General features: G+C 34.9%; 15 protein-coding genes. 11 read left to right on the top strand and 4 right to left on the bottom strand.

The window, feature by feature from the left end; genetic code table 11:
* Positions 1–300: 300 nt before the first annotated feature.
* The gene (locus AC3HD6_RS16965) at positions 301–477 is read right to left on the bottom strand and encodes a hypothetical protein (RefSeq protein ID WP_488897496.1); all 177 of its coding nucleotides are present in this window, start codon (positions 475–477) and stop codon (positions 301–303) included.
* Between the two features lie 536 nt (positions 478–1013).
* Between AC3HD6_RS16965 and AC3HD6_RS16960 the strand changes: the two genes are divergently transcribed.
* The gene (locus tag AC3HD6_RS16960; RefSeq protein ID WP_488897403.1) at positions 1014–1616 is read left to right on the top strand and encodes a phosphatase PAP2 family protein; all 603 of its coding nucleotides are present in this window, start codon (positions 1014–1016) and stop codon (positions 1614–1616) included.
* Between the two features lie 8 nt (positions 1617–1624).
* On the top strand, positions 1625–2113 hold the full coding sequence (locus AC3HD6_RS16955; RefSeq protein ID WP_488897402.1) for a BlaI/MecI/CopY family transcriptional regulator: 489 nt from the start codon (positions 1625–1627) through the stop codon (positions 2111–2113).
* Between the two features lie 30 nt (positions 2114–2143).
* Here the strand turns inward: AC3HD6_RS16955 and rbp are convergent, their stop codons facing one another.
* Positions 2144–2509, bottom strand: coding sequence for an RNA-binding regulator (gene rbp, locus AC3HD6_RS16950; RefSeq protein ID WP_488897401.1), 366 nt, complete (start codon positions 2507–2509; stop codon positions 2144–2146).
* 421 nt (positions 2510–2930) lie between these two features.
* On the opposite strand from rbp, the gene AC3HD6_RS16945 reads away from it, so the two are divergent.
* The 9 genes from AC3HD6_RS16945 to AC3HD6_RS16905 all read left to right on the top strand — a co-directional run bounded on the left by AC3HD6_RS16945 (position 2931) and on the right by AC3HD6_RS16905 (position 12866).
* Positions 2931–3344, top strand: a complete 414-nt coding sequence (locus AC3HD6_RS16945) for a DUF6157 family protein (RefSeq protein WP_488897400.1) — start codon at positions 2931–2933, stop codon at positions 3342–3344.
* A gap of 96 nt (positions 3345–3440) precedes the next feature.
* The gene (locus AC3HD6_RS16940; protein WP_068943083.1) at positions 3441–3836 is read left to right on the top strand and encodes an acyl-CoA thioesterase; all 396 of its coding nucleotides are present in this window, start codon (positions 3441–3443) and stop codon (positions 3834–3836) included.
* Positions 3833–4393, top strand: coding sequence for a helix-turn-helix domain-containing protein (locus AC3HD6_RS16935; protein ID WP_488897399.1), 561 nt, complete (start codon positions 3833–3835; stop codon positions 4391–4393). The genes AC3HD6_RS16940 and AC3HD6_RS16935 overlap by 4 nt, the downstream gene beginning before the upstream one ends.
* Before the next feature lie 251 nt (positions 4394–4644).
* Positions 4645–7506, top strand: a complete 2862-nt coding sequence (locus AC3HD6_RS16930; protein ID WP_488897398.1) for a heavy metal translocating P-type ATPase — start codon at positions 4645–4647, stop codon at positions 7504–7506.
* 4 nt (positions 7507–7510) lie between these two features.
* A complete protein-coding gene (locus AC3HD6_RS16925) occupies positions 7511–8239 on the top strand; it encodes a DUF72 domain-containing protein (protein WP_488897397.1) in 729 nt (242 codons plus the stop codon).
* A gap of 313 nt (positions 8240–8552) precedes the next feature.
* On the top strand, positions 8553–9413 hold the full coding sequence (locus AC3HD6_RS16920; protein WP_488897396.1) for a polysaccharide deacetylase family protein: 861 nt from the start codon (positions 8553–8555) through the stop codon (positions 9411–9413).
* A gap of 91 nt (positions 9414–9504) precedes the next feature.
* A complete protein-coding gene (locus tag AC3HD6_RS16915) occupies positions 9505–10164 on the top strand; it encodes a YggS family pyridoxal phosphate-dependent enzyme (RefSeq protein WP_488897395.1) in 660 nt (219 codons plus the stop codon).
* 56 nt (positions 10165–10220) lie between these two features.
* Positions 10221–11405: a sigma-54-dependent transcriptional regulator gene (locus AC3HD6_RS16910; RefSeq protein ID WP_488897394.1), complete on the top strand. Its 1185-nt coding sequence runs from the start codon at positions 10221–10223 to the stop codon at positions 11403–11405.
* A gap of 99 nt (positions 11406–11504) precedes the next feature.
* Positions 11505–12866: an MATE family efflux transporter gene (locus AC3HD6_RS16905; protein WP_488897393.1), complete on the top strand. Its 1362-nt coding sequence runs from the start codon at positions 11505–11507 to the stop codon at positions 12864–12866.
* Between the two features lie 338 nt (positions 12867–13204).
* On the opposite strand, the gene AC3HD6_RS16900 is transcribed toward AC3HD6_RS16905, so the two are convergent.
* Both AC3HD6_RS16900 and AC3HD6_RS16895 read right to left on the bottom strand, forming a co-directional pair.
* Positions 13205–13708, bottom strand: coding sequence for a GNAT family N-acetyltransferase (locus tag AC3HD6_RS16900; protein ID WP_488897392.1), 504 nt, complete (start codon positions 13706–13708; stop codon positions 13205–13207).
* 435 nt (positions 13709–14143) lie between these two features.
* Positions 14144–14704 carry a Crp/Fnr family transcriptional regulator gene (locus tag AC3HD6_RS16895; protein WP_488897391.1) on the bottom strand — a complete coding sequence of 187 codons (561 nt, stop codon included), beginning with the start codon at positions 14702–14704 and terminating at the stop codon, positions 14144–14146.
* Positions 14705–14722 lie beyond the last annotated feature (18 nt).

Here is a 14722-nt window from a genome sequence, read left to right as displayed (position 1 = left end):
TTTATGATGAAATAGTTGAGCAAAATTATGAAAAAAACTTTGTTTTTATTGTATGCATAAGTAACTTTTCGTTTTTTCTCTAAAATCTACTTGCAGGCGGAACGGATTATTCTTAATTTTCGACCCTTGTGAAGGCTGATGAAACAGCATTTTGACTGTTATTTTCTTATTGCAATATCTGAGAAATCGGCCTCTCTGTGTAGTTTCCCGAAAACAATCAACAAAATGATGCATCAATAAAATATAATGTTTTGTTCTCCTTCTCTCTTCATCTTTAATTATTGTTAACATGTCTTTTGGTTATTTCAATAGCTCCTTTTTGGGTGAAAAATCAGTAAGTTTTAAAGTTCGGTCTTCAATATTATTCACAAAATCACCATGTAATTTTGACGTTTGAAGCTTGATCTTTTTCCATTCTTTATCCGCCATAAAGTCTTGCCATGCAATTGTCATTGTATTTTCATCTTTCCATTGCAGCAGATAGACAAACTCTGTTTTTCCTTCAAATTCAGACTCCCAGATAGAGACAATCCATACTTTTTCATAATTCTTAATGCATGATCTTTAAATCGGTCCAAGAAGGCTTGTTTGTTTTCTTTTGGAATTTCATAAATTCTCAACTGATGAACAGGAGATAATGCTGGCGGTGAATCTTTTGAAGAATAAGTTTGTGCAAAAGCAAAACTACCCAGAACAAACAGGATAGTATAAATAACTGTTTCATTATATTAAGTATTGGTATTAATTGATCAATCCTTTGAGCTTTGCTCATTTCATATTAAAAAAATAGTCAACGCTAAACCACTCCTTTTCTCTTTGAAAGCAGAAGTAATTAAAATTAAATATTTTTGTAAATAACGCGCATTATTTTCATCAAAAACGTAATAAACATTTGATTTAGCAAAGATCACCCACACTTATCTATATTTTCAACATCCTAAAAACGACATGATCTTGCGGTCTGCATTTGTTTTTTGGGCTTATAATCTTATATTTGGCTTTTAAACTGAAATATGGAAGAAAAAAAATCTTCGCTTCTCCACAATATCTCAAAGGTCATCTCAGATTTCTTCAATCCGTTGGTTTCTCTGATTATTTTTTTTGTGTATATGAGCATCAGGGAGTATTCTTTTAAAGAATCTCTTCTTTATTTTCTTCCTTTATTATTAATGATTATTGCACCGGTTGTTATCTGGCTGGTATGGAATGTAAAAACTGGCAGGTATACCAATATGGATGTATCTAACCGGGTTCAGAGAAAGACACTTTATGTATTTATAGCAGTCTGTGTTGTCATTTATCTTGTTTTCAATTACATTAGAAATGGATATATCGATCTGGTTATGCTTTTTATTTTAATCTTGCTTTTTGCCCTTCAGATCAGCAATTTTTTCATTAAAAGTTCTATGCATACTGCATTTAATATATTTGTAGCTGCATTATTTTTCACTTTAGATTGGGGAATGGGTCTTTTATGGTTGGGGATTGCCAGCCTGGTAGGACTCACCAGAATTATTTTAAAAAGGCATACGGTAAAAGAAGTATTTATGGGAGCTGGAATAGCTTTTGTGGTATCTTTTATTTACCTTTATTGCAATATACAATTTCAACATTAGAAGAATATATGAAAATCAATCATCTTACCGCTGCAGAAGAAAACTTTATGAAGCTGTTTTGGACAATGGAATCTTTCTATCTGAAGGACGTTATGGAGCAGCATCCGGAACCCAAACCACACCAAAATACGGTTTCCACATATTTGAAAATATTGGTTGAAAAAGGGTATTTATCTACTGTAAAAGAAGGAAGAATCTTCAAATATACGGTCCTTGTTCCGTCTGAAGAATACAGAAAATTTCTATTAAAGGAACTTACGCACAACTTTTTCAATGATTCAGGAAAAGAAATTCTTGAGTTTTTGTTCAGTGAAAAACTCCTCACCCAGGATGATCTCAAAGGATACTTTGATCTTAAAATTGAAATTAAGCCTGCGAAAGTTGAAGAACCGAAATTTGAGGTTGCTGAGGAAATCTTAAATCCAAAGAAAGAGAAAAAGGTAAAAGCCAGCAAGGAAAAAGAAAAAGAGAAAAAGAAGAAGAAAAAGAAATCATAAAAAAAGCGGCTTAAAAGCCGCTTTATATTTTTACCAACGATTTCCACCGCCGTTACCACCACGGTTGTTTCCACCGCCGTAGCCACCGCCATTTCCACGATTGTTACCACCGTAACCTCCGCCTCTGTTGTTATCGAAGCTTCTTCTTGGCTTCTCTTCTCTTGGCTTAGCTTCAGATACGTTTAATGTTTTTCCGTTGAATTCTTTTTGATTAAGAGCTTCAATAGCCTGCTGTCCTTCTTCATCACCCATTTCGATGAAACCAAAACCTCTAGAACGGCCAGTTTCTCTGTCTGTTACGATTTTAGCTGATGATACATCACCAAATTCTGCAAATAGATCGTGCAACTCATACTCTTTAGTTGCGTAATTGATGTTTGAAACAAAAATGTTCATTTTGAATAAATTAAAAAATTAATAAAAATTTGGTATATAAAAGAAAAACAACATAAATTAATGAACAAATATTGATTCCAAATATAAACGTATGCAAGATACAATTAAAAATTTCAAATCAAAGCTTTTTTTTATCTCTTTCTCACTTTAGTTTGAATTTAATTTATACAACACACCAATAAAAACACCCATAACTCTGAAAAACAACACATTAACCCAAAGATATAATAAAAAGTTAAAGTTAGTTAACATAATAAATACCCTCCTATTATTTTAAAAAAATAATTATTCTGAATAACCTTAAACCCTATTCAAGCTTTTATTTGCCGGAATTATAATATTTCAGAATATCCTGAATAGTAGTATATTTAGAGATCACTTTTAACATCATATATATAAGGGCATATAACCGGATTTTATTATGAAACAACACACCACCAATTACCTCAATACTTTTATAGAAGTCGCTGAAGACTGCCCTGTTTCCCAGGCACAAATTCCCCCTGAGAAAAAAGAAAAGACATTAGCTAATCTTCACTATGAAAAGATAAGTAAAAATCCTTACCAATATTCGTCTGATGATATTATTTTTGATTGCTACGCCTTTAAGAATGATATTTCAGAAAATGAAAAACAAGCGGAAAGAGAAAAATTCTTTTCTAAAGGTCAGGCATGCCTTCGATCTTCTCCCCTTGCCAAAAGATATGGATTTGGATCTCATCATGATAAGGAAGGAAAAGTAGCCCTATATCCTATAGAAAGTGAAGAATATCAAAAGTTCTTAAAGGATCCCGCCATCACAAAGACCAAAGCAATGCGTTCCAAAAGAAAATGATTGAGAAAATGAATAATTCTCTTCAGATCAATAAATACGATTCTTTTGAAAAACCCAGCTTTTAACGCTAAATTTGTACTGCAAATTATTAAGAACATGAACTACCATACAAGAAAATGGGTAAAACCTGAAGATTTAAATCCCAATCACTCACTATTCGGAGGAAGACTTTTACAATGGATTGATGAAGAAGCCGCATTGTACGCGATCATCCAGCTTGAAAACACAAAAGTGGTTACAAAATTTATTTCCGAGATCAATTTCGTAAGTTCTGCAAAGCAGGGAGATATCATAGAAATTGGTATTGAAGCCACTCACTTTGGTTCCTCTTCTATTACATTAAGGTGTGACGTGCGTAATAAAATGACTCATCAAACTATTATCACTGTTGAAAAAATTGTCATGGTGAATCTGGACAGCGACGGAAATCCAGCTCCGCATGGTAAAACCAGGATTGAATTTGTAAAAGACAGATTAAACAGTGAACTATGAAGATCTTCATCAAGAACATGGTCTGCAGCAGGTGTATTTCCGCAGTAGAAACAATCTTCAATAATGCCAATGTAAAGACCAGTACTATTATTCTGGGAGAAGTGGAAACGGAATCTGATGTTTCTGCGGCAATCATGAAATCTATTGAAGAGAAACTGCTTGAAACAGGCTTCGAAAGAATTATGGATTCTTCCCATCAGCTTGTTGAGAAAATTAAGAATCTGATTATTGTAAAAGTCAGTGAACTTGACATTGATGAAGATTTTCTTCTTTCTGAATTTTTAAGTACCAACTTCCATAAAGATTATAGTTCTCTTTCAAAAACATTCTCACAGAATGAAAACATCACCCTAGAACAGTTTTTTATTCTTCAAAAAATAGAGAAAGTAAAAGAGCTCCTTTTATATAATGAATTCAATCTTACAGAAATCGCAGGAAAGCTAGGCTACAAAAGTGTTCAGCATCTTTCTACCCAATTTCGTAACGTCACAGGGTTTACTCCTACTGAGTTTAAAAAACTTAAAGATCATCACCGGAAGCCTCTTGACAGCCTTTAATTGAGTTGGAGAGTATTTGAGTTTGAGGGTTAGAGGGTCGGAGGGTGATAGTGTCTGATATATCAGAAAACAATCGTTCACCCCGCCACTCTAATACTCTAATACTCTAATACTCTAATACTCTAATACTCTAATACTCTAATACTCTCCCACCCCCAAACTCCCAAATCCAAATTCTATAACTATTATCCTTAAATTTATAACAGCCTTAGATTTTCATTTTGGAAATTTGCAGTATAAATTTAAGAATCATGGAACAACAGTATAAAATACTCGGAATGACGTGTTCCGGTTGCCAGAAAAAAATATCCAATCAACTGAACAGCATTGAAGGAGTTACAGCCGATGTCAACCTGGAAAACAATACCGCTACAATCACCTCTGATCATACAGTTGCTCTTTCCGTTTTGAATGATTCCCTTGCGGAAATAGGGAAATACAGACTGGAAGACCCCAACAGCCCTGAAAAAGCTTTTGTAAAACCTCAGGACCGGGTCTCTCCATCTTCAGTATATTATTGCCCCATGGAATGTGAAGGCGAGAAAGTATATTTCAAACAGGGAGAAAGATGTCCGGACTGTAATATGTATTTGGTTCCGATTGAAGAAAAACTGGCCAAAGATCCTAATCATAAACCAGCTTATTCATCAAGCCATCTTCCTGAAAACTTTAAAGACAGCATAGGAAAATACTATTGTCCGATGTTCTGTGAAGGAGATAAAGTCTATGATGAAAAAGGAGATTGTCCTGTTTGCCACATGCATTTAGAGGAAATCTCTGAAGATATGGTTAAAAATGCAGTTTCACATCACAGCCATTCACATGCTCATACTCATCATCACAGTCATCACCATCATCATGAAGCACCTAAGGTTACTGATGAAATGGCAGGGAAATACTACTGTCCCATGTATTGTGAAGGAGATAAAACTTATGATTCTAATGTAGGATGCCCGGTTTGCGGAATGGATCTGGTAAAATATCCGGAAAAGAAAACCGCGAAATACACTTGTCCTATGCATCCCGAAATCATCAGCGATGAGCCAGGAAGCTGCCCAATCTGCGGAATGGATCTGGTCAGAATGCCTGACAGTGGAAACGATGAAGAGGATGAAACTTACAACATTCTGAAAAGAAAATTCTTGATTTCACTGGTATTCACCATTCCTGTTTTTATTCTATCTATGGGTGGAATGTTTATTGATTTCCCTTTCTCCCACCAGATTCAAGGCTTTATTGAACTAGCATTAACGCTTCCGGTTATGTTTTATTCCAGTTGGTTTTTACTAAAAAGAGGCTGGGTTTCATTCAAGACCTGGAATCTTAATATGTTCAGCTTAATCGCATTAGGAGTTGCAGCTGCATTTATTTTTAGTATTACCGCATTGGCTTTTCCTGATATTATCCCCCATGAAATCCGTGGTCATAACCATGAAATCCCATTATATTTTGAAGCAGTCTGTGTTATTCTTACGCTTGTTATTTTGGGTCAATTGATGGAAGCTGCTGCTCATAAAAAAACAGGAAATGCCATCAAAGAATTGATGAATTTATCACCGGATGAAGCCAATCTTATGGTGAATGGTGAAGAAAAAAGAGTATTGCTTTCACAAGTAAAAATTGGAGACTTATTAAAAGTAAAACCAGGTGAAAAAATTCCAGTTGACGGAAAGATCACAGAGGGGAATTCTATTGTAGATGAAAGTATGATTACGGGAGAGCCAGTTCCCGTTGAAAAAACAGTTGCCGATAAAGTGTCTTCAGGAACCATCAATGGAAATCAGGTATTCATCATGAAAGCTGAAAAAGTAGGTGACGAAACCCTTCTTTCGCAAATTATTAAAATGGTGAACGATGCCAGCCGAAGCCGAGCGCCTATCCAGAAACTGACAGATAAAGTTTCTAAGGTATTCGTTCCTGTAGTTATCCTTATTGCAGTACTTACTTTTGTTCTTTGGCAGTTCTTTGGGCCGGAAGGAAAAAGAAGTTTATTTGCTTTCGTAAATGCTGTAGCCGTTTTAATTGTAGCATGTCCTTGTGCTTTAGGCCTTGCCACTCCCATGTCCTTAATGGTAGGAATCGGAAAAGGTGCTAAAAACGGTATTCTGATCAAAAATGCAGAAGCCCTGGAGCAAATGAATAAAGTAAACGTTCTGATTACTGATAAAACAGGAACTTTAACGGAAGGAAAACCTTCTGTAGAATATATTGAAACCGTAAATAACGAAGATAAAAACCAGATTTTACAGCTTGCTTTTTCATTAAACCAAAATTCTGAGCACCCCTTATCCAATGCCGTTATCAAAAAAGCAAAGGAAGAAAATCTATCTGCTGAAAAGGTAGAACAGTTTGAAAATATCTCTGGAAAAGGAGTCAAAGGAAATATTAACGGAAAAACAGCTTATCTTGGAAATGAAAACCTGTTAACTTCTCATCAGATTCATATTCCCAATACATTAAAACAGAAAGCTATAGAAGTACAGTCAAAAGCTCACACTATTTCTTATGTGGCATATAATCAGAATGTGTTAGGATTTATCAGCTTTACAGATAAAATCAAAACAAGTTCTAAAAAAGCAGTAGACCGACTGATGAGTGAAGGTGTTGACATTATTATGATGACTGGAGACAATGAACATACTGCAAAAGCTGTAGCTGAAGAATTAGGCATCAAGCATTTTAAAGCCAACTGCCTTCCTGAGGATAAGCTTAATGAAGTAAAAAAACTACAACAACAAGGTAAAATCGTTGCTATGACCGGAGACGGAATTAATGACTCCCCTGCTCTTGCCCAATCCGATATAGGAATCGCAATGGGAACAGGTACTGATGTAGCCATTGAAAGTGCTGAGATTACCTTATTAAAAGGAGATATCTTAGGAGTAGCAAAAGCCAAGCTACTAAGCGAAAAACTTCTTAAAAACATTAAAGAAAACCTGTTCTTTGCCTTTATTTATAATGTTCTAGGAATTCCGGTTGCGGCAGGATTATTGTATCCATTCTTTGGAATTCTGTTATCACCGATGATTGCAGCGGCTGCCATGAGTGTCAGTTCATTATCCGTGATTCTGAATTCATTGAGATTAAACTCAGTAGATCTGGATATAAAATAATAATATGACAAAAGAAAATCTTTACATAGGATGTTCAGGGTTTTACAATAATGACTGGAAAGGGTCTTTATATCCTGAAAATGCCCAAAGTAAAGATTTTCTTTCTTTATATGCTGAAGTTTTCAATGCAGTAGAGATCAACGCTACATTTTATAGAATTCCTACTGCTAAAACACTTTTAAAGTGGCATGATGAAACTCCTGGATCATTCAGGTTTTTTATCAAAATACCCAAAGCGATTACACATCAAAAACGTCTTGCAGATTCAAAAGAAGAGATTACAGCATTCTGCCAACATATCCATCAACATCTTCAACAAAAGCTTTCCGGATTCCTATACCAACTTCCTCCCTCTTTTAAAAACACCCCTGAAAATATTGATTTAATAATTAATAATGTTGATAACAACTTTTTAAATGTCATCGAGTTCCGTCACGAATCCTGGTGGAAACAGGAAATTTTCGATCTGCTAAAAAACAAAGGTATTGTTTTCTCTGGAGTAAGTTTCCCGGGAAATCTTCCTGAAGATATGATCACTAATCATTCTGAAATAATATACTACAGACTCCACGGAAAGCCTATCCTCTACAAATCTGAATACAATGAAGATTTTCTCGATCATCTTGCTAAAAGCATTAAAAACACCCCACAAACAGCCTTTATATTTTTCAATAATACCTGGGGAACTGCTGCCATAAAAAATGCGATGTATCTGAAGAGCATTTTAATGTAAAAGCTGAATCTATCCCAAAGTTCACTAATATACTTTCATAGTTGTTAAAATAAAATAATTCCCAAACAAAGGAAGAATATCATTCTCTCAACAAAAATAGAAAACAACTATCGCTTTGGCATTTATAAATGTTAAGATTTACTGAAAACAAAACTATAAGCAAACAATCAGTATTTTAATAAAAAAAAGACTTTAAAATAAAGTTCTTAAAATAATCTTAAAAAGAAAAATTACAGCGAAATATGGCATATAATTTGTTAACATTCACTTGTTATTTTTAACAATTTTTAACAACACAATTTCAATTACCTTTATGAGAAAAATTTTTGCGGGAAAGTCAACAAATAAGACTTTTCTCGGGATGTTTGCATTGATGAGTGCAACTTCAGTACTATTAAACAGCTGTAATTTTAAAAATGATGTGAACGAAACGCTCAGTTCACAGGAACATCCTACCGCAGAAACCGCCCCCAAAATGGACGACGAGAGCGTAGATCCTGATAAAAGAGTGATCTACCTTACTTTTGATGACGGCCCTAACCAGGGAACCGAAAATCTTTTAAAAATCCTTGACAAAAGAAATGTTTGTGCCACAGCTTTTTTAGTGGGAAAACACGCTTATGGAAGCACAAAACAAAAAAATGATTTTAAGCTTTTAAAGGAGAACCCCCTCATTGAACTTGCCAACCATAGTTTCACTCATGCTCATAATAAGTATTCTGATTTTTATAAAACAGCAGATGCTGTTGTCCGCGATTTTGATATTGCTAAAGATAGCCTGAAACTTCACGATAAAATAGCAAGAACTCCTGGAAGGAACATCTGGAGGCTTAGCAATATTAATGTAACAGATATCAAAAGCTCTACTGCTGCCGCGGATGGCCTTAAAAGAGCAGGGTACAAAGTTATTGGCTGGGATCTGGAATGGAGACCTACCCACAAAATGACTTTGAAAGGAAGCCATGAAGCGATGCTGAAAAAAGTAGACAGTATCTTCCTAAATGATCTTGAAAAGACTTCAAGACACCTTGTTTTCCTTACTCATGACCAATACCTGAGAGATACCGATTCTATTAACGAATTGGATTTGTTTATTGAAAAGCTGCAGAAAAGCAACAAGTTTGTTTTCAGAAAGATTTCCCAGTATCCAAAAATTAATGAAGTATTGAATTAGTTTAAAAATTAAAAAGAAAAAAATAGAGGTTCCCCATATTTCAATGTCTTTAAACTTTGAACCTTAAACTAAATTTCAGAAATTTGCACGCATGAGTATTAAAGAAAATTATAAAGCGATACAAAATAAACTTACGTCAGATGTTCAACTGGTTGCTGTTTCAAAAACGCATCCGGTTTCTGCGATTCAGGAGGTCTATGATCTTGGACAAAGAGTCTTTGGAGAAAACAAGGTTCAGGAATTGATGGAAAAAGCTCCTCTCCTGCCTCAGGATATCCAATGGCATCTGATCGGGCATCTGCAAACCAATAAGGTAAAGTATATTGCTTCATTCATAGATACTATACAAAGTGTAGATTCAGAAAAGCTATTGGCTGAAATCAACAAAGAGGCAGGTAAGAATAACAGGTCTATTAAAGTGTTGCTGCAGGTAAAAATTGCAGCAGAAGAAAGTAAGTTCGGGCTTGATACTTCAGATACAAAAACTCTTTTCCAACAGTATATTGATGGGGAATTTCCTCATATTGAAATTACCGGATTGATGGGAATGGCAACTTTCACAGATAATGAGGCGCAGATCAGAAAAGAATTTTTAACTTTAAAGGCACTTTTTGATGAATTAAATCAACTAAAACCTTTAAAAACCTTATCAATGGGAATGAGTGATGATTTCCCTGTGGCTATTGAATGTGGCGCCAACTCTGTAAGGGTAGGTTCTGCCATTTTCGGAAGAAGAGACTATTCCCAATAGAATATTTAGGTATGGTTTTTGCTAATAATTGAAACAAAAAATTTAAATTTGCGACTATGCAAAAAATCCTTATAGTAGAAGACGAAAAAGCAATCTCAGGAGTACTTCACAGTATTCTTTCTGACGAACTTACAGATTATGAATTTGTTATCGCCGAAGACGGCCTTGAAGGTTACAAACAGGTAGAAAAAGAAGATTTCGCTTTGGTGATCTCTGATATCAAGATGCCTAAACTTTCAGGAACTGAGCTTTTGAAGCAGAGCATGATATTAAAGCCTGAAACTACATTTATCATGATTTCAGGTCACGCCGATATTGATTCTGCCGTTTCCTGCCTAAAAGAGGGTGCGTATGATTTTATCTCTAAGCCTATTGATATCAACAGGCTTATTACCAGTGTAAAAAATGCTTTAGCTAAAGAAACACTGAAGAAAGAAAACAAAAACCTTCAAACAGAAAATAAAACGTTAAAGAGAAAAGTCAATAAAAAATACCAGATGATCGGGAATTCTCCTGCCCTGCAGAAGATTCAGGATATGATCGAAAAGGTAGCTGTTTCTGATGCCAGAGTTCTGATTACAGGTCCAAACGGAGCTGGAAAGGAATTGGTAGCTCATGCGATTCATAACCAAAGTGAGCGTGCAAGAGGGCCAATGGTAGAGGTAAACTGTGCTGCAATCCCATCTGAACTTATTGAATCTGAACTTTTCGGACACGTAAAAGGTTCATTTACCGGTGCTATTAAAGATAAGCAGGGAAAATTTGAACAAGCTAACGGAGGAACTATCTTCCTTGACGAGATTGGAGACATGAGCCTTATCGCGCAAGCTAAAGTATTAAGAGCTTTACAAGAAAGCAAAGTATCTCCTGTAGGAAGTGATAAAGAAATAAAAGTTGATGTAAGAGTAATTGCAGCAACAAATAAAAATATGCAGAAAGAGATTGAGGAAGGGAAATTCAGAGAAGACCTTTACCACAGACTTTCTGTGATTGAAATTTATGTTCCGCCATTGGATGACAGAAAAGATGATATCAAGTTATTGGTTGAACACTTCTCCGGTATGATTGCTGATGAGCATGGTACTGCTGTGAAAAAGTTTGATGATAAGGCTATTGATGCTTTAAAAGCGCTTTCATGGACTGGAAATATCAGGGAGCTAAGGAATGTTGTGGAAAGATTAATTATTCTTGGTGGAAATACTGTTTCTGAAAGTGACGTTGCAAGTTTTGTAAGGAAATAATACAACTATTATTACAATATTATAAAAATTTGCAGTACCACTACTGCAAATTTTTTTTTGGACTATTTTGAATATAAACTATATGAATCTTAAAATACTATGAAATTTTTAAACAAAAACTACACAAAAGAATGCCTGACTTTGGCTCTACCTGTAATGCTTACCCAGGTAGGGCAAGTTTCAGTGAATTTATTCGATAATATTATTGTCGGAAAACTTTTAGGCGCTGATGCATTGGCGTCTGTTTCATTAGGTAATGCTGTGTTTTTCTCCATATTTGTATTGGCGCTTGGATTTTCATTTGCGATACCGCCATTGGTTTCTGAAGCTCATTCTAAGCAGGATCATGATACAATCAATTCCGTGTTCAGCCATGGTTTTATCATTAATATGACAGTTGGAGTTCTTCTGATGGTTATTCTTTTACTGGGAATGCCTCTGCTCTATCATTCCGGCCAGCCAGCCAAGATCATTCCTGATACGGTAGACTTCTTAAGTATTATGGTGATCAGTATGATTCCATTTATGGCATTTCAGACGCTTCGTGAGGTATCTGAAGGGCTTTCATACACTATCGGAGTAACTAAAGCAACCATTATTGCCAACATCATTAATATTGCTTTAAACTACGTGTTTATCAAAGGACTTTGGGGATTCCCTCCGATGGGCGTAAAAGGGTCAGCTTTAGCAACCTTAATTTCCAGAGTTTTCATGGTAGTTTTCCTTTATTTTGTATTGTTGAAAGAAAAGAGAACGAGACGTTATATCAAGGATTTTTCATTAAAAATTCAAAACTTCTCAAAAGCCATGTTTGATAAAATGGTAAGATTAGGATTGCCTACAGCATTACAGATGTTCTTTGAGGTAACTGCTTTTGCCGGAGCTGCATTTATTTGCGGATTAATTTCAGCCCATGACATTGCCTCTCACCAGATTGCTTTGAGTATGGCCTCATTTACTTTCAACCTTTGCGTTGGCTTTAGTGTGGCTTCCACCGTAATGATCGGCAGAAAACTGGGTGAACAGAATTTTGTCGAATTAAGAAAAGTCGGGATCAACAACCTAAAGATTGCTTTTATCTTTATGTGTATCTGCGGATTGGTTTTCATCCTGGGACGAAATATTCTGCCTACCTTCTTCACGAAAAAAGAAGAAGTAGAAGTCATTACATTAGCTTCAAAACTAATGATTATTGCTGCTTTATTCCAGCTTTCTGACGGAATCCAAGTAACAGCTCTAGGTACTTTAAGAGGAATACAGGATGTAAAGATTCCTTCTATTTATACCTTTATTGCTTATTGGGTGATTACCATTCCATTAGGCTATTTCTTCTGTGTAACATTGGAAATGGGAGCTTTTGGAATGTGGATCGCTCTAGGGCTAGGATTAACGGTTTCTGCCGTATTCCTGGTTAAACGATTCCTGAATATGTCTGCTAAGCGAATTAAGCAGAATTCATAATATTTAAAGGCTGTTTCAATTGAAGCAGCCTTTTTTATTTTTCTCGCAGATTTGACAGATTACACAGATTTTAATATAATAAGTAAGAAAAGTTTTTTAGAAATGGTTTCAATGCCTTCTAAATAAGTTTTGGCTAAAGCCAATGAAAGGAAAACCTTTTATGATGAATGAGCTAAAGCCTATCACTATTGAGTCTTATACACTTAGGCTTTATAACAATTCATACTTACACAAATTTACATTCACCATAAGCATCTGCATTATCCGTTAAATCTGCGAGAGAATTTTAAACAATAGCAAAGAAAAAGGCTATCCCAAATGAGATACCCTTTTATATTTTATTGAATTCTTTTCCCTAAAATCTTCAGACTTCGTTCAATTCCATCTAATATAGCTACATCCGGAAGTGTTCCCCAATCTTCAAAACCAAAATATCTGAATAGCTTCAAACTTGGTTCATTATGAAGGAAGATAAGAGCGACAAGATTTTTCACCCCAAATTTTCCAGCATTATCAATACAATACTGAAGAATTGTTTTACCATACCCTTTTCCTCTACAGCTTTCATCAAGATAAATACTTACCTCTACTGTTCCGTTATAAGCCGGCCTTTCATGGAAAGAACTGAAACTTACCCAGCCTACAATATATCCATCAAGATCTTCTACAATCCAAAGCGGTCTGGTTTCAGCATTATGCTCATTAAACCATTGCACTTTACTCTCTACAGATACTTCCTCTACATCTGCCGTCACCATTCTTGAAGCAATGGTTGAGTTATAAATAGCTACAATTTTATTGAGATCGGCTAATTCGGCATTTCTGAACTTAAGTAATTCCATTGGTATTGCATTCAACTTTATGATGCAAAAATAATATTTTTTTAAAATCACCCTATTAATTTTGACTAATAAAAATCAATTTTTAAATAAAAAATCTAGACACACCCCTAAATAAACAACAAAAACAATAAAAAAATCTATATTAGGATACACAAAGGCGCAATAAAATTATAAGTCTGGATATGTTTAAGGCGCAAAGATTTTATCTTGAATGCCACTTCTAATGCTACGAATGGACTAATAATTTATCAGCGTATAAAACCTATGTGATTATTGGGTTAAAAAGAATAATTTTCACCATATAGATACATAGAATAATGTGAATAAAAGTTAGTTTAAAAGTGTTATTTTTCTTGCTGAGAATCTTTGATTCTCTTGCGTCTTAAAAACAGCTAGCATCATATTTCTTTGCTTCCTTGCGTTATCCAACAAACATTATTTCAAATCTTTCAAAATTCTATTCAAGCTTCTCACGGTAATTCCTAGATATGCAGCCATATCTTCTTTAGAAATCTGAATATTCTGTTTAGCCTGCATTTTAAGTAACTGGGCCAAGGTATGCTCTACGGTATAAAGCTGTTGATAAGAAGCTCTGCTGGTGGTATTGATAATACGTTCTGCAAAGGAATTCAGTAATAAGTTATTCAGAATAAGATCTCTTTGCACCAATTCATTAAAATATGACAGGTTTATAGTATACACTACAACTTCCGTCAGCGCTTCAATACCGCATAAACAAGGTATATTTTTAATCAGTTCCACTTCACCAAGGATTTCTCCACTTCCCAGAAATTCAACGATATATTCTTTACCATTTTCTTCTTCAAAGTAACACTTTGTAATCCCCTCTTTAACCAGCATAACCTTGGATAATGATTGATCCTGAATCAATAGCTTCTGTCCTTTTGAAAATGATTCCAGAATAATATTTTCTCCGGTTTGTTGGTGATAAAGTTCTTCAAGATGACTTAAAAATGATTGATTCGTTCGTAACATACTTCTTCGGGACAATTG

Source organism: Chryseobacterium sp. II3a (assembly GCF_057815135.1).
The sequence above is the reverse complement of the archived record's forward strand: the minus strand, read 5'-3'. Positions and strand labels throughout refer to the sequence as shown.